The sequence below is a fragment of the Staphylococcus americanisciuri genome (genome assembly GCF_024814435.1).
In the GTDB taxonomy this organism is placed as follows: domain Bacteria; phylum Bacillota; class Bacilli; order Staphylococcales; family Staphylococcaceae; genus Staphylococcus; species Staphylococcus americanisciuri.
Map to the genome: position 1 here is coordinate 84,012 of NZ_JANUXY010000002.1, position 26,572 is coordinate 110,583.

Sequence of the window (26,572 nt, forward strand, 5' to 3'; positions counted from 1 at the left end):
CTATGTTCGTACAAGAATTTAGAGAGAAGAGCAACTTAGGTATCGGTAGTCTAGCCATTTTAATCAATATTGAATTCAAAGCATTTTGGCGCAACAAAAACATTTTAATTACGCAAGTCGTACAACCTACTATTTACTTTTTATTCTTAGTGATGGGGCTTGGGGGCTCATTAGGGACTATTACGTATTACAATATGGACATCCAGTACCAATCATATGCATTAATTGGTGTGCTAGGCTTATTAATAATTAGTCAGATGACACAAACAATTTATCGAACAACAATTGATAAGCGATGGGGGCTGTTATCGCTCAAATTTTTAAGCGGCGTCAAACCTTTCTACTACATGATTGGTATGTCAACATATCCCGCTATCGGTTTCACTGTCCAATCACTATTACTCTATCTCCTTGCATTACCATTTCATTTGGAGATTGGCTTTATTAAGTTTGTGCTCGTCATTTTAATCGGTATCATTTCGCTACTGTTTTGGACATCTATCGGCATTATGATTACGACATATATTAATGACTATCAAAAAAGAGATACGATAATTGCGATGATGATGTTACCTTTAGGTTTCTCAGCACCAACCTTCTACCTTGCTGAAAATGTACCACACTACATCAATATCGTTGCGTCTATCAATCCATTAACTTATCAAGTTAACGCCATGCGTAACATACTGTTCGGTATACATGGCAATCTCTCTTTAGCATTGACCATTGGCTTCACAGCCCTTTCACTAATGACTGGCGTGTGGGTATTAAAACGTAGTGATCTCGTGATTAAGGAAAACTAGTAATGAGTCTGTAAAAGGAGAATAACTTTAACTATAGCTTTGCACGAAAGAAGTTCTATAATATTATAATAACAAATGGTGGTGTATCTCTGAGAAATACACTCGAGGGGGTCTGTTACTTACAGTCTCCTCTTTTTCTTGGTTCTACTGGCGTTCTGTCTTTATATAAGGAGAAATTTTATTGGTGAAGATAGGTTAAAATACTATGATAAAACCTGTCATGATAACTTTTTAATCACTTACCCTTTTCTTTCCTGATTATACATTTTTCTAGAGATTTTATGTATATTCCATTCTCTTTTTACTTAATACACCAAATAAAAAGAGCCCTTTTGAAATTATCTCATTGGCCCGTTAGATTCTTCATTTATTATCATCTTATCGTAGTTACTACCGGCATACACACGCTACTTTTCTTCTACTTATTTCCCCTTCTTATTACGCTCTGTCACCGTAATAATCGTCGGAAGCAGTACACAACACACAATAATGATAACGAACAAACCTGCATTCATACACGCCATCCCCTTTAGTATTAGTTTTATAATAAAATTATAGCATAAACAAATCAGCACAAACGAGAAATGATTTTCAACAAAAAGTATTTGTAGATATTTTGAAATTTGCCTTACTCTACAACGTCTTCCAGTTATTTACATAAATCAATACATTCATTTTTCTACTGAACTCATTAAATACAGTTATGCTTTTAGGTGTTCCACTTATGGTAAGCAATTTTTCTAAACCAATGCCTATATAACAAAGACATAATACGTCAATCAACAATATATCTTCACTAAAACGTTTAAAAATAACATCAATCTCTAGTCGCACGTATTCAAAGGGGAAATCGAGTAGGAGAATAGCCATTAGTTGACTATTCGTCCTCTCACGCACCAAGCATACAGACCCGTACTTGGCGGCTCAATATCTTGCGTAAACCAACTCTGCAAGTTTGACTAGAGGTATTAGTCCCCACTTGTAGAGTTGTTTTGTTGTTAAAGCACGATGAACTTCTTGCGTTTTTGAGAGTCGCCAATATTTCTTTCGTGAATATGCAATCCTCTTCGCACTGTCTATATCAAGACCATATTTTTGTAACATCTTACGTTTAGTTTTTTCTTCCATCTCTTGAGTATCAGTTACCTAATGCAACTTCCATCGCTGATGAGACCTCCCAGGGTAAGCGTAATCACTTTCCACTCACGTCACTGCATCATTTACTATATAGAACTCGGGTAATATCGGACTTTATCTTGTCAGGCAGATTCGTCCATTCTACATAGCCTTGTATGATATTTCTGTTCGTCAGTGCGAGTGTTTGCGTCCGACTTCCTTCAGATTCCACTTCACAATGGACACCCTTGTCTTTCGCTAACAGTTCCTACTACCAAGCCTGTAACGGACTTTCACCGTCAAGTTATTACCCATGCCGGGCGCATACAAAAAGGCTAAAAATACCGTTGTTATACGGTTTCTAGCCTCTTATTTATGTTATATTATTCCATTCGCTGAAACAGATGTTTTTGGGTTTGTATTAACTTATAACGCTTGATATATCAGTGTTTTGATAGCTACATACTTCCTATCAATTTACATTACTTGTTAAATAAACCTTTCAATTCGTGCATGCGTGAACTTACAACCTTTTCCTTTCATCGAGAAATTTATTTCAAAAAGTTGGCAATACGCACACAAAAACTCAGCCCTACATCTTATGACGCAGGGCTTACAAACATATAGTTTATTTCCTTAGTAACAATAATAAAGTAAGGATTAATAATTAGCAAGTGCCACACTAAAAAAGTGTATACTGACTTAAAACGTTCATCATATATATGTTTATTCTTTCGAGCATATTCCATGAAGGCATTAAGCTCATCAATTCTACGCTCTCTCATATTTTTATTCACAACTATTTTATCGTAAACATAAAGCATCGCTAAAATATCATGAATATTATAATTTCTAAGTCTTTTATCTAAAGTTCGCTTAGGAATACCTAAACTTTTCGCATATTGCGTTATTAACACACTTTTATTATTGCCAATAATTTGGTTTTTCAAAACAATATTATTTAGTATAGGGGTATTATGAGCAGCTTTATTTCTGATGTTTTTTACAAATCGTACCGTTTTGCTCAATTCTTTAAACTCACCGATTTTATACGTATTATAGTAAAATTCAATAAACCAACACAAGTCACCAAACTGCATGTGCTCAATTAAAAACCATATAGGTGTGTTTTGTTCATACTTATCATAATCTAACTTTCTATATGTATCATAGCTCAAATATTTCATCATTTTTTTATAAGGATCTTTTATGGTTGACGTCTGTCTCACATAATCAAAAAAACATAGTACAACCTTGTAACCATCTTCATTTTCTAAATATGTAATTGACCTCATAATATTTAACTTGATCGAGTGCTCAATGTCCAAACAAAATTTTATTATGATATAACGCAACCTCATATCTAAACTTGCTAAATCTACTAAATTTTTAAAATCAACTTCTTGATATCTTTCGACCAGCTGATTTTGATGTTTAACTATTTGTTTGGGATAGTTATCAACATAACTATTGAGCTTGTAATAATAATTTTTAAATTCTAATATTCTCATGGCCTTTATTTCATCAATGTAATTAAACTTCACACCTTTGAACTTCATATAAAATATAAGAGATTTAAATGACAATGACATTGTACAACCTTACTTTCTTAGGATATTGCAAATATTATACATTAAAACATACTAAATAGTGTTAGATATTTTTAACCACTTCTTATTTTAACTGTTTGGAATCCCATTCTTTAACCTTCAAAAAATTGTAAAGTCATATTATCTACTAGCTTTTGTTAAAGTTAATACACTCCCACTTATGGGAAAGTTATGCTTATTTTAGAAAGCTCAAATGTAAGTTCTCTAACAATATCAAACACTTACGTGACCGAAAAATAACGAGACAAAGTCGCTGAAAAGTTCGCAAACTACATCAATCTCTAGTCGAACATATTCAAAGGGAAAACAAAAAGGCTAGAAATACCGTTGTTATGCGGTTTCTAGCCTCTCATTTATGTTATATCATTATTCCCACTCAATTGTACTTGGTGGCTTAGATGTAATGTCATAGACCACGCGGTTTACGTGATCGACTTCATTCACAATACGTGTTGAAATCTTTTGTAAGACTTCCCAATCAATTCGTGCAAAGTCACTCGTCATACCGTCAATGGATGTCACGGCACGTACACCAACTGTATAGTCATACGTACGGTAGTCACCCATTACACCGACTGAACGAATGTCTGGGAGCACTGTGAAGTATTGCCAGATTTCACGTTCTAAACCTTCTTCACCAATCACTTCACGTAGAATTGCATCCGATTCGCGAACAATCTCCAATTTGTCTTCCGTAATCTCACCAAGGACACGGATACCAAGTCCTGGTCCTGGGAATGGTTGACGCCATACAAGATGTTCTGGAATACCCAGTTCGATACCAAGCGCACGCACTTCATCTTTGAAAAGTGTGTTGATTGGTTCAATCAGTTCGAATTCCATATCTTCCGGTAAACCACCTACGTTATGATGTGATTTGATTGTTTGTGCCGTCTTTGTTCCTGATTCAATAACGTCTGTATATAACGTTCCTTGCGCTAGGAAATCGACACCTTCCAATTTAGACGCTTCATCATCGAAAACATACACGAACTCGTTACCGATGATTTTACGTTTTTTCTCAGGGTCTGAAACGCCTTGAAGTTTCGACATGAATCGTTCTTTGGCGTTCACACGAATAATGTTCATGTTAAAGCCCTCACCGAATTGTTCCATGACCATATCGCCTTCACCTTTACGTAATAAACCATGGTCAACGAAGATACATGTCAATTGATCGCCAATCGCTCTGTGTAATAAGACGGCAACAACGGATGAGTCTACGCCACCACTCATCGCACATAATACTTTTCGGTCGCCGACTTGTTCGCGAATTTTTTGAACTTCAATATCGATAAAGTTCTCCATCGTCCATTGACCTATACATTGACATACACGACGTACAAAGTTCTCTAACAAGTCATTACCGTACTCTGTATGACGCACTTCTGGGTGGAATTGCACGCCATAGATACGACGTTTTTTGTCTTCAATCGCCGCATATTGCGTACTTGGGCTATCCGCAATGACTTCAAAGCCTTCTGGAATCTCGATAACTTTGTCTGAATGACTCATCCAAACTGTTTGTTCTTCAGGTAAGCCCTGGAATAATTCGTCTGACTTCGCTTTAATGATGGCTTTACCGTATTCACGTTCATTTGCACGTTCTACTTTACCGCCTAAAAGTTTCGTTGTCAGTTGCATACCATAACAGATGCCTAATACCGGTACACCTAAGTCATAAATTGCTGGGTCAATTGTGAATGCATCTTCTTCATATACTGAGTTCGGTCCACCAGATAAGATGATACCTTTTGGATTCATCTTTTTAATTTCATCTAACGAAATCTCATGATCGTGCAGTTCACTGTAAACGCCCATTTCACGAATACGACGCGTAATAAGCTGATTGTATTGACTTCCAAAGTCGAGGACAAGAATCATTTCTTGTTCTTTTGCCATTTCCATACTGTTTGTACTCCTTTAATCTTAGAATGAGTAGTTAGGTGATTCTTTTGTGATTTGAACATCATGTGGGTGACTTTCTGCTAAGCCTGCCGCACTCATTTTTGTAAATTGTGCTTCATCACGTAATTGTTGCAAGTTGTGAGAACCTGTGTAGCCCATACCACTCTTCACACCACCGATTAATTGGTAAACTGTGTCTTGTAATGGACCTTTATAGTCGATACGACCTTCTACACCTTCTGGCACGTATTTTTTAGGTGTTTTGTCTTCTTGGAAATAACGGTCATTTGAACCGCTTGCCATTGCACCTAGTGAACCCATACCGCGGTACACTTTATATTGGCGACCTTGGAACATTTCAACTTCACCAGGACTTTCTTTTGTACCTGCCAATAAGCTACCTAACATGACCGCATGCCCTCCTGCAGCCAATGCTTTAACGATATCTCCTGAAAATTTAATACCACCATCAGCAATAATTGCTTTGCCGTGTTTACGTGCTTCCGTCGCACAGTCATAAATCGCAGTAATTTGTGGCACACCCACACCTGCTACTACACGAGTTGTACAAATAGAGCCTGGTCCAATACCTACTTTGACCACATCGGCACCCGCTTCAAACAATGCTTTCGTACCTGAAGCTGTCGCAACATTACCTGCAATCACAGTGATTTCCGGATATGTTTCTTTAATATGTTTCACTTGATCGATAACGCCTTGTGAATGACCATGTGCTGTATCAATAACAAGCGCATCAACACCTGCTTCAACAAGTTTTTGCGCACGGATTGCTGTGTCTTTCGCAATACCAATTGCTGCTGCGACAAGCAAACGACCGTGTTCATCTTTTGCTGAGTAAGGATATTCATGAACCTTTTCAATATCTTTAATTGTAATAAGACCTTCTAATACACCATCTTCTACTAATGGTAATTTCTCGATACGGTGTGATTGAAGGATCTGTTCTGCTTCCTCCAATGTCGTACCTACTGGAGCTGTAACCAAATCTTCTTTTGTCATCACATCTGAAATTTTGATAGAGAAATCTTCAATAAATCTCAAGTCACGATTTGTAAGAATACCGACAAGTTTACGAGAAGCTTTACTGTCAACGATTGGTACACCTGAGATACGATATTTACCCATCAAAGCTTCGGCTTCATAGACACTTTCATCTGGTGTTAAATAAAATGGATCTGTAATAACACCATTCTCTGAGCGCTTTACCTTTTGTACTTCATCCGCTTGATTTTCAATACTCATGTTCTTATGAATCACACCTAAGCCGCCTTGACGTGCCATTGCAATCGCCATTTTCGACTCAGTAACTGTGTCCATTCCTGCTGATACAATCGGAATATTCAACTTAATCTTGTCTGATAGTGTTACACTCAAATCTACTTCTTTTGGTAATACATTCGACTCAGCTGGAATTAATAAAACATCATCAAATGTTAGTGCTTCTTTTACGAACTTGTTTTCCCACATTTTGTACAGCCTCCATTCAATTTGTTAGTTACATTATTTCACATTTTCTCGATTTTGTTGATAGTTTAGACCATTAAAAAATAAATTTAATACAATTGCTGATAATGTACCCAAAACAATGCCATTTTGCGTCAACCATGTAAACTGGTCACCCAGTGCTTGAAATGCCTCTGGTACTGCAGTAATCCCCGCACCTAAACCGACAGAAATCGCAATGATTAAGAGATTATTCTGATTCTTAAAGTTAATATCGTTCAAAATGCGCATACCATACGCCATTACCATACCGAACATGGCTAACATCGCACCACCTAAAACAGATAATGGAATGATATTCGCAAGCGCACCAAGTTTTGGGATACAACCACAAATAATTAACAATGTCACCATGCCGTAAATCACATCATTTTTCTTAGCACCTGACAATGATACAAGCCCAACGTTCTGAGAGTATGCCGTGTAAGGAAATGCATTAAAAATAGACCCTAGTATAATCGCAATCCCTTCTGCCATGTAACCTTTGCGGAAGTCTTTACGCGTTAATGTTTTACCTGTAATCTCACTCAAGGCATGATATACGCCTGTCGATTCAATCAAACTTACCAATGCGACAATAAAAAATACAATCGTCGCACCTACATCAAAAGCAAAACCAGTAAAGCGAAACGGTCTCGGTAGTTCAAACCAATGTGCTGAAGATACTTGAGCCACATCTACTACACCCAAAAAGCTCGCTAACACCGTCCCTATCACAAGACCTAATAAAATAGCGATAGACTTTAAAAAGCCGCGTGCAAAACGCTGTAAAAGCAGAATAATCACAAGTGTTACAACACCTAATACAATGTGCTTAGGATCACCATAATCTTTTGCTCCTTGACCCCCTGCAAGATAGTTCATCGCAACGGGCATCAGAGTAATACCGATAATCGTTACAACGCTCCCTGTAACGACAGGCGGAAATAGTTTAACAAGAGATGCAAAAAATGGTGCGATGATGACGACTAACAATCCTGATAAGAATAAAGAGCCATATAAGACATTGATGCCTTTCGTTTGTCCAATCAAAATCATTGGCGCAACCGCTGTAAACGTACATCCTAAGACGACCGGCAGACCAATACCGATACCTTTATACACTTGTAAAAACGTCGCTACCCCACACATAAAGATATCTACTGTCACGAGATAAGCCGTCTGTTCTGCAGAGAAGTTTAAACTAGTCGCTACAATAATCGGCACAAGAATAGCCCCTGCATACATAGCTAGTAAATGTTGTAAACTCAACAAAAACCGTTTCATTCTTGGCCATCTCCTAACAATGTAACCTGGTTACCTTTCAACGACGCCACTTGACATAGTGACGATACGGTAAGTCCTGCTTCCTCCAAGCGCGCACGCCCCGGCTGAAAGCTTTTCTCTACCAATATACCCACACCGGCTGTCTTAGCCCCTGCTTGTTGCGCTAGATGATGTAAACCCAATGCTGCTTCACCATTCGCTAAAAAGTCATCAATAATTAAAACCGTGTCTTGATCAGACAAAAACTCATTTGACACAATAACTGAATTCGTTTTATTTTTCGTAAAGGAGTGTACATCTGTCTGATAATAACCTTGGTTCAACGTGTTCGGCTTTGCTTTTTTGGCGAACAAACACGGCACATTAAAGCGATGCGCCACCATGATTGCCGGTGCAATACCCGATGCTTCAATCGTTAAAATTTTCGTAATACCTTTGTCTCTAAACTGTGAATAAAAGACTTCCCCAATCTCGTACATCAAACCTGCGTCAATCTGATGATTCAGAAACCCATCCACTTTAAGAATGGTCTCATCAATAACCACACCATCTTCAATAACTTTTCTTTTTAACGCATCCAAAACTTTTCCTCCTTGATAACTCGAGATATTAAAAAACCCCAAAACTAAAGAATAGCGTTTCAGGTGTTTGAGTAATAGCCATACAATTATATCTCTACTGACATAGCCTTAAGCATCTATGCCACAGCATAAGTTGGGCATTAATAAGTACGCGGCGCCGAACAGTCGGGTATCATAGGTGTAGTTATTACTCATAGTCATATCGTTTAGGGCGACATGGTAGAAACTTCTAAAGCCATATTCTTCAGATTATATGAGTCTATGTAAATTATTAACTGATAATAGCAAATTTGACGGTTTTTCGCAATACTGGTCTGACAAACGTCCATTATTTTAAATACTGTCATCACATTGCAAAAGTTATCACTACATAGCATAATAAAAATGTATGCGTTTAACTTTTCAGAAAAAAGGGTATTTGTGACACTAAATAGTACAGAACGGAGGGTTACGAAATGACTCATTTCAAATTAGTAACAAACGAAGAAACTGCGATTCAAGCAATTAATGCATTGTTACAGGACGGATATCGAGAGCATGAAATAACAATCATTAGTAAAGAACGACTACAGACAGACCGCTACAATGACTCAGAAGTCAAGCAAAAACACACTTCTGGCACAATTAGTGATAAATTCCTGCGCTTTTTTATTGGAGAAGACCCAGAAGAAGCAGTATTTTCACGCTTCAACCTTGCTGACAAAGATAAAGAGCAACTAAAAAGTGCTGTGTTCAATGGTTCTATCGCTATTGTTGTCAATCGCGATGATGCCGTACAAGAGGAAGTCACTCAAACCAATAGCGCTTATGAAACACAAGACTTTAAACACCATCCATCTGAGCATAAAGGTAATATCGAATAGTTCAAATAGCTATACGTTATAGCACTCAGTCAAAAATTCTGGCTGAGTGCTTTTTTACTAGGTATCTAGATGTCTAGAATTAGCTGATTATGCTATACTAAAGCCACTATAAAGAGGTGATAGGCTATGGAATTTATTCAGATTAAATCAATCAAAGATCAATGGTATGAACCAGCACTCGAATTTTACATTGGAAAGTTAGACGACCTTGTGACGGAAGATGAGTCAGTGTTTGCTCAATCTCTCAAAACAGAAAAAACTCAAAACGACTATGTATTTTTAGTAGGGATTGAAGACGAGCGGGTTGTGAGCTTTGCGACAGCACACTATGAAGCAACAACAAACGCCGGCTTTATCATATACTTACTTGCAGAACACGAGTCTTACTTGTCAGAAACACTTAATCAAACAGAAGCCTGTATTAATGCATTAGCTAATCAGCTACACGGCAGAGATGTTAACTTCTTTATGTTTGAATCAACATTTGAAGCACCTGAAGTGGATGCACAAACAGCCGATGACATCGCATTTCGTAGACGTTTCCTAACACATCACGGTTTTGAAAAACAAACGCAGATTCCATACATTCAACCATCCCTCGATCGCAATGGCAAACCTGTACCACTAGATCTGTACATTAAAGCGAACATCCCTTTGACGAAGGATATCTATGGAACGAGCGTCAAGTCATGTTATATTCTCAAATATGTCTTTGCCAACCGTCTACCACGTCGCGTCATCTATGCACTTCTCGTCAAGATGGACTTGCGCAAAGAACCCAATGCTTAACCCCTTGAAATCCTCGTATAAAGCCGCTACAATTAATACGAGTAAGACTGACGGGTCACTGAACGAACACTGACAGTCGTCTAAATTTGTAGAAGAAAGGATCCAATTTATATGCTAACAAAAGAATTCGCTCAAAAATCTGGCCTAAGTGAAAAACAAGTGCGTAAAATTGTACAGCATCTAGAAGAACGTGGTTATCATCTAGACAAGACGGAATACCGTGGACGTGAAGCGACTGATTTCAAAGATGACGATATTGCACTATTCCAAGAAATTGCCGAACGCGTCGGTCAAACAAACAGCTATGACCTTGCATTTGAAGAGCTTGAAAAAGAAAAGGACTTTTTGCAAGTTATTGTGAAAAACGATGAACAACAACTGCCAGCAGATCAACAACTGTCTAACTTATTCAACGAGCTTCATAATGAACTCAGCCAAATGCGCGAAGAACGTAAAATTTTAGGTCAAATGATAACGCAAGTGCATCAACAACAAGAAGCGCTAACTGAGTTACATAACAAATTAGACACACAACTTAAAGCGAATAGCGCGTCCATGGATGCACTAACTGAAGCACAGAAAAAGCAAACTGAACAGCTTGATACCACACAAAAACATATCGAATCACATATTGAAGAACAAAAAGCTTTGACAGAAACTATCGAGCGCAACGAGAAAAAAGGCTTTTTTCAACGTCTTTTTGGCGGCTAATCTATACAAACCCAACGCTATCCTAGAAGTTGTTAGACTATAACAGGTAAACGTATCTTGTCACATATCAAAATAACAAAGAAATGTTACACATAGTTTGGCACTATCTACACACTAGGTTTTGTATAACTTCAACCAATCATATTCTAAAATCAAATACTATGCTAGGGGTGCTCGAAGTGAGCTGAGAAAGATTGACTCTTAACTCTTTGAACCTGATATGGTTAATACCATCGAAGGAAAGCAACATAATATAGTCGTTTCACATGCGATTTCATCAACTGTAACGCATGCGATTAACACATGGAACTAACGACTCAACTTCAATCATACATGCAAACTTCCTGCACACTCACATGCAGGAGGTTTTTTATGTTACAAACAGTGATTATCGGAGCAGGCGTCATGGGGCTATCCATCTCACGTGCGTTAAGTGCTCACAATAGACATATACATATTATCGATTGTTCTACACCACGTATGAACGCCTCTTACGCAGCAGGTGGAATGTTAGGTGCGCAAAATGAGTTTTTCGCAGACACGCCACTTTATCGTTTAGCAATGACAAGTCGTGCAATGATGCCCAACACTGCACAAGCGCTCGCGAAAGAAACACAGATAAACATCGAGTTACAAACCCATGGCTTGATTAAGGTTGCAACAACACAGGAACATATTCAGGCTATTGAAAAACAGTTTGCTTTTCTTTCGCAACAAGATCATGCAATCTACCAACTCACACCTACACAGTTACGTCAACGCTTCCCGCAATGCGATCTTACATCATGTGCTGCTTTCAAGATTCATGATGATGGCCAAATCAATGCCAATCTATACACGCAAGCACTGTTGCAATCAGCAGCTAAGCGTTCACATATCACACTTCACTTAGATACTGAAGTCATGCACATTACGCACACCAAGACACACTATCATATCGCTACATCTAAAGGTTCCTTTGATGCCGATGAGTTAGTGATTGCTGCCGGTGCATGGAGTGGTGAACTACTGAAACAACTTAATATTACGCTGCCAACTCAACCAGTTAAAGGAGATGTAAAGCTAATTGAATCTGATTATACAGGACTTCAAGAAACTATTTTCAATATGAATGGTTGTTATATTGTGCCGAAAAAGCCAAATCGTTTCCTAATCGGCGCAACATCCGAAATAGACAACTGGAGTACACATAATAACAACGCCAATCTTCGTTGGTTAGACACTGAATGTCTCCATATGATTCCTGCACTCCGGACTCACCATATTGTTAAAACTTGGAAGGGCATTCGCCCTATCACACCAGATGGTATTCCTATTATGGGAGCCATACGTCCAAACCTTTATATCTCGACTGGTCATTATCGTAACGGTATCCTGCTCTCGCCTATCGTTGGACAGCTTATGGCTCAACTGATTGAAGGCGATTCATATGCTGCAGAACAATTACAGTATTTTTCACCTAAACCACAGTAACACTTGAGATACTGGACTTGATTTTACTGCCACTTCCTATTATTCTTATTATACAAATCGGAATTAAAAAGGAAGGTCTATATGTCTACATTACTAACTATACTTAACTTAATTATCTTCATTGCTGTACTTGCAGGCTTATGGATAATGAAGAAAAAGCACGTAAAGTTTTCTACACGTGTCTTTACCGCACTGGGGCTAGGAATTGTACTCGGTGTCATCGTACAACTCATCTACAGTTCTGACAGCAAGATTACAACACAAACGACAGAATGGATTGGCATCATTGGTAATGGATACGTCTCTTTATTACAAATGATCGTTATCCCACTTGTTTTCGTATCTATCGTTGCGGCATTCACGAAGATTGACCTTGGTGAAAAGTTTGCAAAAATGGGTTCTTATATCTTTATGTTTTTAATTGGCACAGTTGCAATTGCTGCTATTGTTGGGATTGCCTATGCGATGTTGTTCGGTCTTGATGCCTCAAGTATCGACTTAGGTCAAGCTGAAAATGCACGTAGTTCTGAAATTGCAGAAACAGCTAAAGATTTAACGGCAACAACATTACCTGCCCAAATCTTAGAACTACTTCCTGCAAATCCATTCTTAGATTTCACAGGAGCGCGTGCCACATCTACAATCGCAGTTGTTATCTTCGCTGCGTTTATCGGTTTCTCATACTTACGTGTCGCACGTAAACAACCAGAAAATGGACATGTCTTAAAACGTGCCATCGATGCTGTTTATTCACTTGTCATGGCTATCGTTACATTCGTTTTACGATTAACGCCTTATGGTATCTTAGCTATCATGTTAAACACAATGGCAACAAGTGACTTCGCCGCCATTTGGACACTTGGCAAGTTTGTGATTGCATCCTATGCCGCACTCATTACAATGTACGTTATTCATCTAATTATTTTAGCTATCCTAGGTATTAATCCTATCCAATACATGAAGAAAACGGCAGAAGTTATGATATTCGCATTTACTTCTCGCTCAAGTGCTGGTGCATTACCACTTAACATTCAGACACAAACAAATCGCCTCGGTGTACCACAAGCCATTGCAAATTTCTCAGGCTCATTTGGTCTGTCTATCGGTCAAAATGGTTGTGCCGGTATTTATCCAGCGATGCTTGCAGTGATGGTTGCACCTGTTGCTGGTGTTGAAATCAACTTGCAATTCATCGCAACACTTATTCTCGTTGTTATCATTAGTTCATTCGGTGTTGCAGGGGTTGGCGGTGGTGCCACATTCGCATCTATCCTTGTCCTTTCAGCATTGAACTTACCAGTCGGACTGGCTGGGGTACTTATTTCCGTTGAACCACTGATTGATATGGGACGTACTGCCTTGAACGTTAACGACTCAATGTTAGCAGGTACCGGTACAGCCAAACTTACAAAACAATTAGATGAAAATACCTTCAACAACAATGACTATGACGAATTGTCAACAAGTCATTAAACATTAAGAAAAACCGCTGATTAAGATACATCATCTTAATCAGCGGTTTTTCTGTTATTCTTTGTTAAACCCAGCATTTTTTAGCCATTGATCCATTTCTAAGCGTTGTTTACTACTCATGAAGTTCGCAACTTGTTCAGACCATGTTTCAGTACGTTTCCCTTGCGTTCTTTCGTTATAATAGTCAGATACAATTTGATCATAATCTGCTAATTGTTGACGATGTGTTTCACGATCATTGTTGTACGTATCTACATGAAAAACATGCTCTAACGGTAAGCGTGGTTTGGGCGAACCATTTTCATCATCTGCCGGTACACCTAACGCCATACCAAAGAGTGGGAACGTATACTCAGGTAAGTCTAAAATTTCTCGCACACGTTCAACATCGTTACGTAATGACCCTAAATAAACAATACCGTAACCCATATCTTCAGCAGTCAAAGCAATGTTTTGTGCCATTAATGAGGCATCCACCGTTCCTACCAGTAAACCCTCCACTGATTGAAAACTTGTCGTCATGTCACTTGACTGTTGTTCATTCACAATGCTATGACGATTGTAATCAATCACGAACACAAGCAGATAGCCGTTATCCACGACATAAGGCTGCCCAGACACTTCTTTCAACGCTAGCTTTTTCGCTTCATCTTCTACACCGATAACAGTTGTCGTTTGTAAATAACTTGATGTCGATGCCATTTGTCCCGCTTCAATCAATTTTCCAACCGTCTCACGTGTTAACGGTTCTGATTTAAACTTTCTAACTGAATGATGCTTTTTTGCTAAATGATAAACGTATTCCGACATACATAACACTCCTCTGTGCTTTTTTCTCATATTAGCAAATCATTAATTGAAAGGCATGCGACTTGCTTACTTGCAACTTTATCAATCAACCCTTATCATAATAATATAAATTTTCTGATAAAGGAGTGTCTTTATGTCACAAAAAGCACAACAATTAGCAGATCAAGTATTTCAAGCTTATGATACACAACAACCTATCCCTTTCTTAAATCCTGAAGCCAACGTAGATGAAGTCTTAGGCTATCAAACACAAGATGCCTTAATCGATAAATTAAAAACACACAAACAAACTGAAGTGGCAGGTTATAAAGTCAGTATGACAAGTGCTGAAACACAAGCATATGCCAATACGCACGAGCCTGCTTATGGAACCTTGCTTAAAACCGTACTTAAAGAAGATGGTGCCACAGTCCAATTAGATCGTATGTTTGCTCCCTTAATTGAACCTGAACTGGTATTTGTTATAACTGAAGATTTACCGGCTGATCCAAGCGTTGATGACGTACTTCACCATTCACAACTTGCACCTGCAATCGAAATACCAGATGCACGCTACCAAGACTGGTTTCCAAACTTTACATTAGGTGACCTACTTGCAGATAACACAGCGACAGGTCTTGTCGTTGTCGGCGAACCTGTGGCACAACTTGACTACGAACAGCTTGGCAAAGTCACAATGTCATTGAAATATAATGGCGAAGAAATTAAAACAGGTGTCGCATCCGAAGTATTAGGCAATCCTGTCAAATCTGTTCAATGGTTAAGTCATAAACTAGCAAGCCATGGCAAAGTACTCAAGAAAGGCGACGTCATCTCATCTGGTACATTTATCCCACCTATCAAAGCAGAAAAAGGGACGTATACTGTTGACTATCAAGATGTCGGAAGCGTTACTGTGACATTTGAATGATAAAATCAAAGGCTTTTCGAGTATATACTTGGAAAGCCTTTTGACACTGCCTATTTTCAATAAAGGTGTCTTTAATTGAGAATTCATAACAATCAATGCTATGATGGATGTAGAGGTGGCATGTGCATGCTGTATGGCTGTATATCAATTCAACAGCGTAACATTGCACGATAAAAGACCCATACAATTTATTTCACTTTAATAATTGACGTTTTTATCGTTACATGCCATAATAGTACTCAAGATTATAATTATTATTAAAAAGGAATTATAACAAAGAAGGCTTTGTGATAGTTCTAATCTAATAATAATAAACATATATATTAGGAGGCCAATTAACATGTCATTAATCGGTAAACAAATTGAAGATTTCACAGCACAAGCATACAACGCACAAAAAGATGAGTTCGTTGAAGTAACTCAAGAAGACTTAAAAGGTAACTGGAGCGTTGTTGTATTCTATCCAGCAGACTTCTCCTTTGTATGTCCAACTGAATTACAAGATGTTCAAAGCCAATACGAAAAATTACAAGAACTTGGTACTAACGTATTCTCAGTATCAACTGACACACACTTCGTACACAAAGCTTGGCACGATCACTCAGATGCAATTAGCACTTTAAAATACACTATGATTGGTGACCCATCACAAACAATCACACGTCAATTCGACGTATTAGACGAAACATCAGGTCTTGCACAACGTGGTACATTCATCGTTGACCCTGACGGTGTGGTTCAAGCAGCTGAAATCAACGCTGACGGTATCGGTCGTGACGCAAGCACATTAGTACACAAAATCAAAGCAGCACAATACGTACGTCAAAATCCAGGTGAAGTTTGCCCAGCGAAATGGGAAGAAGGTAGCGAAACTTTAACACCAGGTTTAGACTTAGTAGGTAAAATTTAAGGAGGCTGTACTTAATGCTTAATCAAGAGTTAAAGAATCAACTTGCACAACTTCTTGATTTGATGGAAGGTGACGTTGTTTTCAAACTAAGCACAGGATCTGGTGAAACATCTCAGAAAATGGAAGATCTTGTGAATGAAGTTGCAGAGATGTCATCACGCATTACAGTAGAAAAAGCAGACTTAAAACGTTCACCTAGTTTTAGTGTGAATAGACCTGGAGAAGACACTGGCATTACTTTTGCCGGTGTTCCTCTTGGTCACGAGTTTAATTCTTTTGTGCTTGCCCTTCTACAAGTAAGTGGTCGCGCACCAAAAGAAGAACAATCTGTAATCAATCAAATCAAAGCAATTGATCAACCATTAAATTTCGAAACATATATCAGCTTAACATGTCAAAAATGTCCTGATGTCGTTCAAGCGTTAAATCTTATGAGTGTATTGAATCCGAACATCACACATACGATGATTGATGGCGCTGCATTCAAAGAAGAAGCTGAAGATATTATGGCCGTTCCGTCTATCTTTTTAAACGGTGAACAGTTCGGTAGCGGTCGTATGACAGTTACAGATATTTTAAGCGAATTAGGTCAAGGTCCAGATGCTTCTGAATTTGAAGGGAAAGACACTTTTGATGTCCTTGTTATCGGCGGTGGCCCAGCAAGTGCAAGCTCAGCAATTTATGCTGCACGTAAAGGTTTGCGTACAGGTATCGTTGCAGATCGTATCGGTGGTCAAGTGAACGATACACAAGATATTGAAAACTTGATTAGCGTGAAGAAAACAACGGGTACAGCACTTGCAGGCAATCTTGAAGCACACATTAACGAATACAATATCGATGTAATGAAAGGTGTCCGTGCAGAATCTGTCAATAAAACAGATAACGGTATCGATGTTACATTGAATAATGATGCAACACTCCGTACTAAAACATTAATCGTATCAACTGGTGCGCGTTGGAGACAACTCGGTGTACCAGGTGAGCAAGAGCTTGCTAACAAAGGTGTCGCATACTGTCCACACTGTGATGGCCCATTATTCGAAAACAAAAATGTTGCCGTTATTGGTGGTGGTAACTCAGGTGTTGAAGCTGCAATCGACCTTGCTGGTATTTGTAAGAGCGTTACACTACTTGAGTTTGGTGCTGAAATGCGTGCGGACAAAGTCCTTCAAGAACGTTTAAATTCATTATCAAACACAACAGTCATTACAAGTGCAGCAACTAAAGAAATCACTGGTGAAGAACGTGTAACAGGTCTTACTTATGAAGATATGCAATCAAATGAACAAAAGCATATCGAATTAGATGGTGTATTCGTTCAAATCGGTCTGTCACCAAACACTGAATGGTTAGGTGATACAGTGAAACGCAATAGAATGGGCGAAATCGAAGTTGACCGCCTTGGTGCAACGAATATCCCAGGTATTTTTGCTGCTGGTGACTGTACAGACCAACGTTATAAACAAATCATTATTTCAATGGGATCTGGTGCAACAGCTGCATTATCAGCATTTGACTACCTGATCCGTAACTAATACAAAAGAAGTCCGCATTATTGTGTGGACTTCTTTTTGTTCGTTATTATACAAATGAAACATATTAGGATTAGGAGTGAAGAAATCTACGACGGTAGGTAGCTTCACTACTTTTTATTTACTCAAATTGTTAGTGGCTTGTATTTAGAGTTTATGAAATAGTAGTAGAGAGAAGTACTCCGAACAGCCCCAAGGATCAATGAATCCGAAATTTAAACTGGAGAACTGCACTCTCCTTATTCATTCGATTTTAGTATGTTGGGTCCAATGAGATCGTGTATAGGAAAGTGAACTAGATAAGGCTTGGTGAAGTTAACGCTTCTTAAAAAATAGAACAGGAGTGATTGATATCGAACATTTTAGTGTTGATGTAGGTAAAGGTAAAAGCTTTGTCGTTCATTATTCAAACGAAACCTTCAAATTAGCGTTTGAATTCATTCATAATCAAAGTGGATTTAAGAAGTTATTTAATTATATGTGCCCATTACCACTAGTGTCGTATTAAAATTCTCATTCTTTAGTTATCTCAAAGAATTTTCTGTAAATTAATTTCAAGTACAAAAAAATTCCTTTATACTGGTTGGAGGTAGTAATACTTATCCAAATCCAATACAATAGAATCAACTTCATTTCAGAATATTAAGTATCCATTTATGCAACACTAGTGAGAGAACGTGATTTTTCTATAGAACCAGACATGAAAGGTCAAGATTTATCTTGACCTTTCATGTATCTCCATAATGTATGAGTTGTTAAAACTAGTCCCATAGAAAAGAAGAAAACAATAATAATATTTAATAATATACTTAAGAAATTATAGATCGGCAAGTATATAAATAAAAGAAACATCGGGATAGTAAACAATAAATCCCACCAACCTAAAGATAATAAAGATTTTTTTAAATTTTCCATAAGATCACCTATTTGTTATGAGAGTAATTTACATGCTGCATCTTTCCCGCCGTATTTTTCAACAGCTGTTTGGAAAATGTGCCTACAAGCAGCTCCTCCAGCGAATCCAGTAGCAACACCAAACGGTCCGCTAACCATGGCACCAGCTGCACCAGCTCCTAATGACACCTCAATGCAAGCTGAATAACTAGAGAAAATACATGCCCACTTAAGTGCAGCGTTATTTATAGCATATGTTGTAACACCATTATCTACAGCTGTACTTTCATTAACTATATCACCATTATTATTTGCTTCAGATTTTAAAATGTAATTGTCGTTAATATCATACAAAGTAAAAGTAGAATTTCCGTTAGATAATTTATTTTGAATACTATAATATTCAATTTTATTACCTTCTAAATAGTAATTATAATATACACCATTGCTTGTTCTCTTACACTTTCTAAAATAGACCATGCTGGTTTTAAAATATACAAATCATCAAAGCAATTATTCCAGTAATCAATCATGTTACGTTTTAACTCAATTTCTACACGCCATAAATGTTCAGAATCTATTTCTATATCTGCATTATCCTTACGTTCCTTTTTCTTGTTGTAAATTCTAATAAACCGTTCACTATCACGCACACCAAAATATTTAGTTTCTGGCTTTCCGTCAATTCCGTAAAACACAGTTTTCTTTAAAATTTTATCTGACATTGCGTAATAGTCACTTAAATCATCTTCAAAATCAAAGGCCAAATCTAATCTTGTAAAACCGTCATTTTCCATGAGATTTACTATATTACGTTTTAACCAAAGCATTTCGTCATGTGAAAGTTTGTTCGGATTAAATTCAACACGCATATTACGTCTATCCCAACTATCTGCTTTCACTTTGTCATATGCAATATAAACTGTTTCTTGTAATGCTTTAGCTTTAAATTTAGTTTGCAAAATATCCCATATCCTAATTTGAGGTTCAACACTCATAAATTTCGAAAGTCTTTCAGTGTTGTTTTTATTTAGGTTTCCAACGATAGTCATACCATCAAAACTTAATTTCGGATAAGAAGTGCACACGAAATGTGCGTCTAACCGGCTATTAGAGTAGTCAGTCGAGGTGTAATTTATCCCCCCTTACTGTGCCTACTTTTGAATCATTTTCATGATTATTTTTATTCGTTATTATACAAATGAAACAAGCCAATGCCATATTCTCGTAATTAAAGATACAATATTATCCCATATGCTCTGTAACCAGCCACGTGTTTCTGGGTTATCTAGCTCTTTCAACGCATCTAACTTGTCACCCGCATGTTTTTGAATACTGTCTCGCAATTCATTCGCTTGTTGTTTAAAAGACTCTGGATCTTGCTTCAAAACATCTGATTGCGCAACATTCATCATGATATTTTGAATTACCGCAATCTCATTATTACTTAATACTTGATTCAAACCACGTTCATTCAATGTTTGATTAACAATATTATTAATCGTTAGTTCATTGATTTGTTGATTAGACGCTGTTGCTTCTGCAATTTGTGACTTCATATCCGCAATTGCTTCGTTTAGCGCTTCATCAGAATAGCCATTTGTACTAGCATGACTTTCACTAATACGTGCTAGCTCATTCATCTCACTATGTGCGTTTTGAACATCTTCACGATTCAATGCATTACCTTGGGCTTCATATGCCTTATAAATACCTGTAAGCGCACCCTCACCTGTGACTGGATCGATAGAAGCAATGCGTATTGTAGCATCTTGTATACCCGATGTGATGGCAGCATTCATATATTGTTCTTTCGTGATACGTGTAATATTATTTGGCGTTTCAATCTCAACATCCACACCATGCCCAAAGCGTTTCGGCTTGATAAGCGCACTTGAATGAATATAATCGTACTCTGTACCTGTGTATTGAATCACATCTACATTAGTTACTGGATAAGTGGTCACGCCTCTACCCACCCCCAACTTATCTTTCGTTTCAACTAATTGTTTATCATTCAAGTCGGCTCCTTGGAGAAATATCTCTTCTTTGAGTTTGAATTCTTTCGCAGCAGAAGCACTATGTGCAACGCCTACAATTAACAGCGAGGCTGCCATACCACTCACTAACAGCTTCTTATACATTTACTCACTTCCTTTATGACCATTTCCCTTATTTTACCATGAGACACATCTTAGCGTATCAAACCATAGACCCATCGTAAATATTCTAAAAATAAACTATTCAAAAAGTCAGATACATGCTATAATTCTTTTTAATTCTTATCAATTTACTATGTTTTAGGAGTGATATCATGAAATATCTTAAGTTCAGTCTTATTTTGATGATTGCGGTGTTGCTCGTAGCATGCGATAAAGATGACACTGCAAGCCAGGATAATGACAAAAAACTGACAGTCGGTTTCGGTCCTGGTACATACGAAGAAATCTTCCGCGGTGGTATACTGCCTATCTTAGAGAAAAAAGGGTATGATGTAGAAATAAAAAGTTTCTCTCAAACAGACCAAATCAACCCTGCCATGAAAGACGGTGACATTCAAGCATCTGTCTTCCAAAGTACAGCATATATGAACAGTATCAATGACAAAATCGATGCTAAAATGATTAAAAACAATGACGTACCTACCGCACCACAATCTGTATGGTCGAAAAAGCATCAATCACTTGATGACGTGCGAGATGGGCAAACGATTGCTGTACCGAACGATCCAGTCAATCAAGAACGTGCATTAAGAATTTTAGAAGGTCTTGGTTGGATTAAGCTGGATAACAAAACAACAGGTGTAAACTTTAAACTGTCCAGCGTACATCCCGACAAATATCACTTAAAATTTAGTGAAGTCGCATCACCACAAGTGCTTCGTTCATTGGAAGACGTTGACTACGGTATCGTTAATGGTAACTACATTGCAGATAGCGGTCAAAAAATCAGTGATGGCTTAGTTGTAGAAAAAACACCAGACGAACATAAAGTAATGTTGAGTATCAATGAAGCTGACAAGGATACAGAATGGGCAAAAGCATTACGTGACGCATATAATGATCCTGAGTTCATTAAATGGTTCCGTGAACATGATGAATACAGTGGTTATATCGAACCGACAGAATGGTGAGATGTTGGGAGAAAAGCGTATAAGTTGTATTTAACACAAACTCAAGAAACAAAATTATTTGTCTTATTTTGTTGAAAAGTTCCTCACTTATTAAACACTTATCATACTAAGATGTGTAGAGATTGGGCTGAGGGTTTAATCTGAACCGAACGATGCGCAAAATGGCTTTCCATATTTTGCCGAAAATTCTGCTTTAGGGACATTGTTTATCAGTTTCCCTAAAGCAGAATTTTATTGTGTCCCAGTCACTATTTTTTGTACATAATGATAACTGTCCAGCGTTATTTTTTAGTACTTTACATTCAAGCAATCATTAATAGACAAGCCAATCATCCGTGTAAGAAACACATATTGAATGGAAAATATAATTAAACATTCTCTTATGTAAAGGACTTTACTTTGTTTATGAACAGCGCAAAAAAGACCTGTGTCTCTACCTTAAACACAAGTCTTTTAAACTTTATTTCGCTTTTACAACCTTGTCTGTATGTCCATAATCAATTTCATAGCCTAAGTCTTTAATCATATCGTAGTCCAACTGGTTAGGTTGACCACCTGTGATGAGGTAGTCCCCAACAAAAATCGAATTCGCAACCATCAATGCTGTTGCTTGTAGTGACCGTAAATTCACTTCACGTCCACCTGCGATACGGATTTCCTTCGTCGGATTAATTAAACGGAATAACGCCAAAATACGTAAGCAACGCATCGGTGTCAATTGGTTCATGTTTCCAAACTTTGTCCCTTTAATTGGATGTAAAAAATTGACTGGGATACTATCTGCGTCAATATTCCGTAATGCAAATGCCATATCGATAATGTCTTGATCTGTTTCGCCCATCCCACAGATAACACCTGAACATGGCGAGATATTATGCGCCTTCATTGTTTCAATCGTATCTACACGATTTTGATATGTATGTGTCGTTACCACTTCCTCATGATAGTTTTCACTTGTATTCAAGTTGTGATTGTATCGGTCAACACCTGCTGCTTTAAGCTTCGCCGCTTGTTTATCATTTGCCAAGCCAAGGCATGCACAAATCTTCAACTGTGGGTGTTCTGCTTTAATTCGTTCAACAGAGGCTGTAATGTGGTCTACTTCCTTATCACTTGGTCCTCTACCACTCATCACGATACAGTACGTACCAATCTCATTCTCTGCTGCTACTTTTGCACCTTCTGTTATTTGATTTTCTGGTATTAATGCATAACGCTGTTTCTCTTTTATCTCTCTCGATTGCCCACAATAACCACAATCTTCTGAGCAAATACCACTCTTTGCATTCAAAATCATATTCAACTTCACTTTATGTCCATAATAATGTTTACGCAGTTGATATGCCTCATGCACCATGGTCATCGTATCCAATGTCTCATCAGTAAATAGCGTGTAAGCTTCTTCCGGCGTCAATATCTCCCCGTTCAAAATACGTGTTGCAATTGTCAAATCAATCCCCTCCTACTCTAGAAAAGTATAGCATAATTGTAACTTTATTTTAAATTAAGGTTACATTGATGAGCTGTAAACTTTTTTATCGCAATCATGAATATTAGGTTTCAATAACAATTTTATTTTTTGAAAATATCTAAATATTGTGTTGACTAATGATAAAAAGTGACCTACAATAACAAACACCAACAATTATTATCAACCAAGTCGGAATTCAAGGAGGCAGTTATGATTACGTTTAAGAATGTCAGCAAAACTTTTACTAAAAAAGATTCCACCGTTCATGCATTGAACAACGTTAGCTTCACTGTGAATCGGGGCGATATTTTCGGTGTAATCGGTTATAGCGGTGCTGGCAAAAGTACCCTAGTACGGCTCGTTAACCAGCTTGAAAAACAAACTTCTGGTGATGTATACGTGGATAACCATCACTTAAATACATATACACAAGCAGATTTACGCAAGGTGAAACAAGACATCGGTATGATTTTCCAGCACTTCAACCTCCTCAATGCAAAGACTGTTTATAAAAACGTCGCCATGCCTCTTATACTGAGAAAAGTGAAACCAGCAGAAATTGAAAAACGCGTCAATGAAATGCTTGCTTTTGTAGGTCTCGATGGAAAGGCTCAACAATACCCAAATGAACTATCTGGTGGTCAAAAACAACGCGTCGCAATCGCACGTGCACTTGTTACAAACCCTAAAATATTGTTATGTGATGAAGCAACGAGTGCACTCGACCCTGCAACAACAGATGCCATCCTAGACTTGTTGAAAAAAACGAATGAAACATTGGGAGTAACCATTCTAGTTATCACACACGAGATGAGCGTCATTCAAAAAATATGTAACCGAGTTGCTGTAATGGAACACGGTTCAGTGATTGAATTGGATTCTGTCAAAAATGTCTTCAGTCATTCAAAGACAACAACAGCGAAACGTTTTGTCTCAACAGTTATTAATACCGAACCATCTCAACACGTTGTACAACAACTATCATACGAAGATAATGCAAAAGTATATCGACTCTTTATCGAAGGCAATCAAATATCACATGAAATTGTGCACGATTTAATTACGCAATTCCATGTGAAAGTCAATATTATTCACGCCTTTATGGCAGAAATTCAAGATGATACGGTCGGCTATCTCTGGTTACAAGTTACTGGTGACCACACACAACAACAAGCCGTACAAAGCTACTTAACCACTCAACACATTCAATTCGAGGAGGTGTTAGACGATGCTCGGTTCATCCATTGATTCATCACAATTATTAGAAGCACTTTATCAAACACTCTACATGGTGACAGTTGCACTCGTCATTGGTGCACTTATCGGGGTTCCACTTGGCATTCTACTTGTCGTGACTCGTACAAATGGCATATGGCCAAACGCGATTATTCATCATGCCCTAAACCCTATTATTAATATTTTACGCTCTGTGCCTTTTATCATTTTACTGATTGCAATCGTGCCATTCACAAAACTTTTAGTCGGTACATCCATTGGAACAACTGCAGCCATTGTGCCTTTAACAGTCTACGTCGCACCTTACATCGCACGGCTTGTCGAAAACTCATTACTTGAAGTCGATGATGGCATTATTGAAGCCGCAAACGCTATGGGCGCTTCACCTGTTCAAATCATTCGCTACTTCTTATTACCAGAGGCACTCGGTTCACTTATTCTATCTATCACAACAGCTATTATCGGCTTGATTGGTGCAACTGCCATGGCTGGTGCTGTTGGTGGTGGCGGTATTGGTGATATGGCGCTTGTGTATGGTTACCAACGCTTTGATACACTTGTTATCTTAATCACAGTCGTCGTACTCGTCATTATCGTACAACTGATTCAATCACTGGGTAATGTACTTGCCAAAAAAGTAAGACGTAACTAAAACTAGGGGGATTTAAAATATGAAAAAATTAATTACTGTACTATTAGCTGCATTATTTTTACTTGCAGCATGTGGTCAAAACGCTGACAACAAAAAAGTAACGATTGGTATTGCTTCAAATGATTCAAAAGCTTGGGAAAAAGTAAAAGAATTAGCGAAGAAAGAAAACATTGACTTAGAGATTAAACAATTCTCTGACTACAACGTCCCTAACAAGGCTTTAAGTGATGGTGACATCGATATGAATGCTTTCCAACACTTTGCTTTTTTAGATACATTTAAGAAAGAGAATAAAGGGACTGACATTACGCCTATCCGTACCTCCGTCTTAGCACCGTTAGGCATTTACTCTGAAAAAGTGAAAGACATTAAAGATGTGAAAGATGGTGCAAAAGTCGCAATTCCAAATGACATTTCAAACCAAGCACGTGCGTTGAAGTTACTTGAAAAAGCTGGACTCCTTGAACTCAATGATGACTTTGGACTTTCTAGCTCTATTAAAGACATCAAAAATAATCCTAAACACTTAGAGATTACTGCTGTAGATGCACAGCAAACAGCACGTGCACTATCAGACGTTGATATCTCAATTATCAATAACGGTGTTGCAACAAAAGCAGGTTTAGATGCTAAGAAAGATCCTATTTTCCTTGAAGACTCTAAAGGTGATGCGACAAAACCTTTCATCAATATCATCGCAGTTAATACAAAAGATAAAGATAACAAAACATACCAACGCATTGCCGAACTGTATCACTCTGAAGAAGCAAGAGACGCTTTGAAAGAAGATACTAAAGATGGCGAAATCATTATCGACTTGAAACCATCAGAAATTAAAGAAATTGAAGACAGCTTAAAATAATCATACTAAAAGCGGTAGATGTCAATACTCAAATCATTGAGG

The 26,572-nt window shown here is 37.8% G+C and carries 23 protein-coding genes, 2 pseudogenes and 2 riboswitches; of the genes and pseudogenes, 13 read left to right on the forward strand and 12 right to left on the reverse strand.

What is annotated here, in order from left to right:
- Nucleotides 1-2: 2 nt before the first annotated feature.
- Nucleotides 3-803, forward strand: coding sequence for an ABC transporter permease (locus NXS11_RS02520; protein WP_259198382.1), 801 nt, complete (start codon nt 3-5; stop codon nt 801-803).
- A gap of 924 nt (nt 804-1,727) precedes the next feature.
- Here the strand turns inward: NXS11_RS02520 and NXS11_RS02525 are convergent.
- The 6 genes and pseudogenes from NXS11_RS02525 to xpt form a co-directional block, all read right to left on the reverse strand.
- A pseudogene (locus tag NXS11_RS02525) lies at nt 1,728-1,945 on the reverse strand (group II intron reverse transcriptase/maturase); the annotation flags it as partial.
- A 573-nt stretch (nt 1,946-2,518) separates the two neighbouring features.
- Nucleotides 2,519-3,463 (reverse strand): Abi family protein, encoded by a 945-nt coding sequence (locus NXS11_RS02530; protein WP_259198384.1) that lies wholly within the window; start codon nt 3,461-3,463, stop codon nt 2,519-2,521.
- A gap of 432 nt (nt 3,464-3,895) precedes the next feature.
- Nucleotides 3,896-5,437, reverse strand: a complete 1,542-nt coding sequence (gene guaA / locus NXS11_RS02535; RefSeq protein ID WP_259198385.1) for a glutamine-hydrolyzing GMP synthase — start codon at nt 5,435-5,437, stop codon at nt 3,896-3,898.
- Nucleotides 5,438-5,458: 21 nt separating this feature from the next.
- Nucleotides 5,459-6,925 (reverse strand): IMP dehydrogenase, encoded by a 1,467-nt coding sequence (guaB, locus tag NXS11_RS02540; RefSeq protein ID WP_259198386.1) that lies wholly within the window; start codon nt 6,923-6,925, stop codon nt 5,459-5,461.
- Nucleotides 6,926-6,958: 33 nt separating this feature from the next.
- Nucleotides 6,959-8,227: a xanthine permease PbuX gene (pbuX, locus tag NXS11_RS02545; RefSeq protein WP_259198388.1), complete on the reverse strand. Its 1,269-nt coding sequence runs from the start codon at nt 8,225-8,227 to the stop codon at nt 6,959-6,961.
- Nucleotides 8,224-8,808 (reverse strand): xanthine phosphoribosyltransferase, encoded by a 585-nt coding sequence (xpt, locus tag NXS11_RS02550; protein ID WP_259198390.1) that lies wholly within the window; start codon nt 8,806-8,808, stop codon nt 8,224-8,226. Before xpt ends, pbuX begins: the two co-directional genes overlap by 4 nt.
- 174 nt (nt 8,809-8,982) lie before the next feature.
- Nucleotides 8,983-9,085, reverse strand: a riboswitch (purine riboswitch).
- Nucleotides 9,086-9,263: 178 nt separating this feature from the next.
- Between xpt and NXS11_RS02555 the strand changes: the two genes are divergently transcribed.
- The 5 genes from NXS11_RS02555 (at nt 9,264) to NXS11_RS02575 (ending at nt 14,117) form a co-directional block, all read left to right on the forward strand.
- On the forward strand, nt 9,264-9,671 hold the full coding sequence (locus NXS11_RS02555) for a general stress protein (protein WP_259198391.1): 408 nt from the start codon (nt 9,264-9,266) through the stop codon (nt 9,669-9,671).
- Between the two features lie 126 nt (nt 9,672-9,797).
- The gene (locus tag NXS11_RS02560; protein WP_259198393.1) at nt 9,798-10,460 is read left to right on the forward strand and encodes a hypothetical protein; all 663 of its coding nucleotides are present in this window, start codon (nt 9,798-9,800) and stop codon (nt 10,458-10,460) included.
- Nucleotides 10,461-10,571: 111 nt separating this feature from the next.
- Entirely contained in the window at nt 10,572-11,171 is a 600-nt protein-coding gene (locus tag NXS11_RS02565) for a DNA-binding protein (protein ID WP_259198394.1), read from the forward strand.
- Nucleotides 11,172-11,327: 156 nt separating this feature from the next.
- Nucleotides 11,328-11,430: riboswitch (TPP riboswitch) on the forward strand.
- A gap of 113 nt (nt 11,431-11,543) precedes the next feature.
- Nucleotides 11,544-12,644, forward strand: coding sequence for a glycine oxidase ThiO (gene thiO / locus NXS11_RS02570; protein WP_259198396.1), 1,101 nt, complete (start codon nt 11,544-11,546; stop codon nt 12,642-12,644).
- Nucleotides 12,645-12,791: 147 nt separating this feature from the next.
- The gene (locus NXS11_RS02575; protein ID WP_373319368.1) at nt 12,792-14,117 is read left to right on the forward strand and encodes an L-cystine transporter; all 1,326 of its coding nucleotides are present in this window, start codon (nt 12,792-12,794) and stop codon (nt 14,115-14,117) included.
- 54 nt (nt 14,118-14,171) lie between these two features.
- Here the strand turns inward: NXS11_RS02575 and nfsA are convergent, their stop codons facing one another.
- Nucleotides 14,172-14,927 carry an oxygen-insensitive NADPH nitroreductase gene (gene nfsA / locus NXS11_RS02580; protein WP_259198399.1) on the reverse strand — a complete coding sequence of 252 codons (756 nt, stop codon included), beginning with the start codon at nt 14,925-14,927 and terminating at the stop codon, nt 14,172-14,174.
- A gap of 133 nt (nt 14,928-15,060) precedes the next feature.
- Between nfsA and NXS11_RS02585 the strand changes: the two genes are divergently transcribed.
- From NXS11_RS02585 to ahpF, 3 genes are all read left to right on the forward strand, one after another.
- Nucleotides 15,061-15,837: a 2-keto-4-pentenoate hydratase gene (locus NXS11_RS02585; protein ID WP_259198400.1), complete on the forward strand. Its 777-nt coding sequence runs from the start codon at nt 15,061-15,063 to the stop codon at nt 15,835-15,837.
- A 340-nt stretch (nt 15,838-16,177) separates the two neighbouring features.
- A complete protein-coding gene (gene ahpC, locus NXS11_RS02590; protein WP_259198402.1) occupies nt 16,178-16,747 on the forward strand; it encodes an alkyl hydroperoxide reductase subunit C in 570 nt (189 codons plus the stop codon).
- Nucleotides 16,748-16,761: 14 nt separating this feature from the next.
- Nucleotides 16,762-18,285: an alkyl hydroperoxide reductase subunit F gene (ahpF, locus tag NXS11_RS02595; protein WP_259198403.1), complete on the forward strand. Its 1,524-nt coding sequence runs from the start codon at nt 16,762-16,764 to the stop codon at nt 18,283-18,285.
- Between the two features lie 705 nt (nt 18,286-18,990).
- Here the strand turns inward: ahpF and NXS11_RS02600 are convergent.
- The 4 genes and pseudogenes from NXS11_RS02600 to NXS11_RS02615 all read right to left on the reverse strand — a co-directional run bounded on the left by NXS11_RS02600 (nt 18,991) and on the right by NXS11_RS02615 (nt 21,320).
- A complete protein-coding gene (locus NXS11_RS02600; protein WP_259198404.1) occupies nt 18,991-19,197 on the reverse strand; it encodes a DUF6007 family protein in 207 nt (68 codons plus the stop codon).
- A 15-nt stretch (nt 19,198-19,212) separates the two neighbouring features.
- Nucleotides 19,213-19,656 (reverse strand): hypothetical protein, encoded by a 444-nt coding sequence (locus tag NXS11_RS02605; protein ID WP_259198406.1) that lies wholly within the window; start codon nt 19,654-19,656, stop codon nt 19,213-19,215.
- A pseudogene (locus NXS11_RS02610) lies at nt 19,602-20,315 on the reverse strand (replication initiation factor domain-containing protein); the annotation flags it as partial. The pseudogene NXS11_RS02610 and the gene NXS11_RS02605, both read right to left, overlap by 55 nt.
- Nucleotides 20,316-20,369: 54 nt before the next feature.
- The gene (locus NXS11_RS02615; protein ID WP_259198407.1) at nt 20,370-21,320 is read right to left on the reverse strand and encodes a DUF1002 domain-containing protein; all 951 of its coding nucleotides are present in this window, start codon (nt 21,318-21,320) and stop codon (nt 20,370-20,372) included.
- Nucleotides 21,321-21,490: 170 nt separating this feature from the next.
- On the opposite strand from NXS11_RS02615, the gene NXS11_RS02620 reads away from it, so the two are divergent.
- A complete protein-coding gene (locus NXS11_RS02620; RefSeq protein WP_259198408.1) occupies nt 21,491-22,309 on the forward strand; it encodes a MetQ/NlpA family ABC transporter substrate-binding protein in 819 nt (272 codons plus the stop codon).
- 460 nt (nt 22,310-22,769) lie between these two features.
- On the opposite strand, the gene bioB is transcribed toward NXS11_RS02620, so the two are convergent.
- A complete protein-coding gene (gene bioB, locus NXS11_RS02625) occupies nt 22,770-23,759 on the reverse strand; it encodes a biotin synthase BioB (RefSeq protein ID WP_259198409.1) in 990 nt (329 codons plus the stop codon).
- Nucleotides 23,760-23,990: 231 nt separating this feature from the next.
- Between bioB and NXS11_RS02630 the strand changes: the two genes are divergently transcribed.
- The 3 genes from NXS11_RS02630 to gmpC are packed head-to-tail and all read left to right on the forward strand — an operon-like array spanning nt 23,991 to nt 26,530.
- Entirely contained in the window at nt 23,991-25,028 is a 1,038-nt protein-coding gene (locus tag NXS11_RS02630; protein ID WP_259198410.1) for a methionine ABC transporter ATP-binding protein, read from the forward strand.
- Nucleotides 25,009-25,668 carry a methionine ABC transporter permease gene (locus NXS11_RS02635; protein WP_259198412.1) on the forward strand — a complete coding sequence of 220 codons (660 nt, stop codon included), beginning with the start codon at nt 25,009-25,011 and terminating at the stop codon, nt 25,666-25,668. The genes NXS11_RS02630 and NXS11_RS02635 overlap by 20 nt, the downstream gene beginning before the upstream one ends.
- A 19-nt stretch (nt 25,669-25,687) precedes the next feature.
- Nucleotides 25,688-26,530, forward strand: a complete 843-nt coding sequence (gene gmpC / locus NXS11_RS02640) for a dipeptide ABC transporter glycylmethionine-binding lipoprotein (protein ID WP_259198415.1) — start codon at nt 25,688-25,690, stop codon at nt 26,528-26,530.
- The last annotated feature ends 42 nt before the right edge of the window (nt 26,531-26,572 follow it).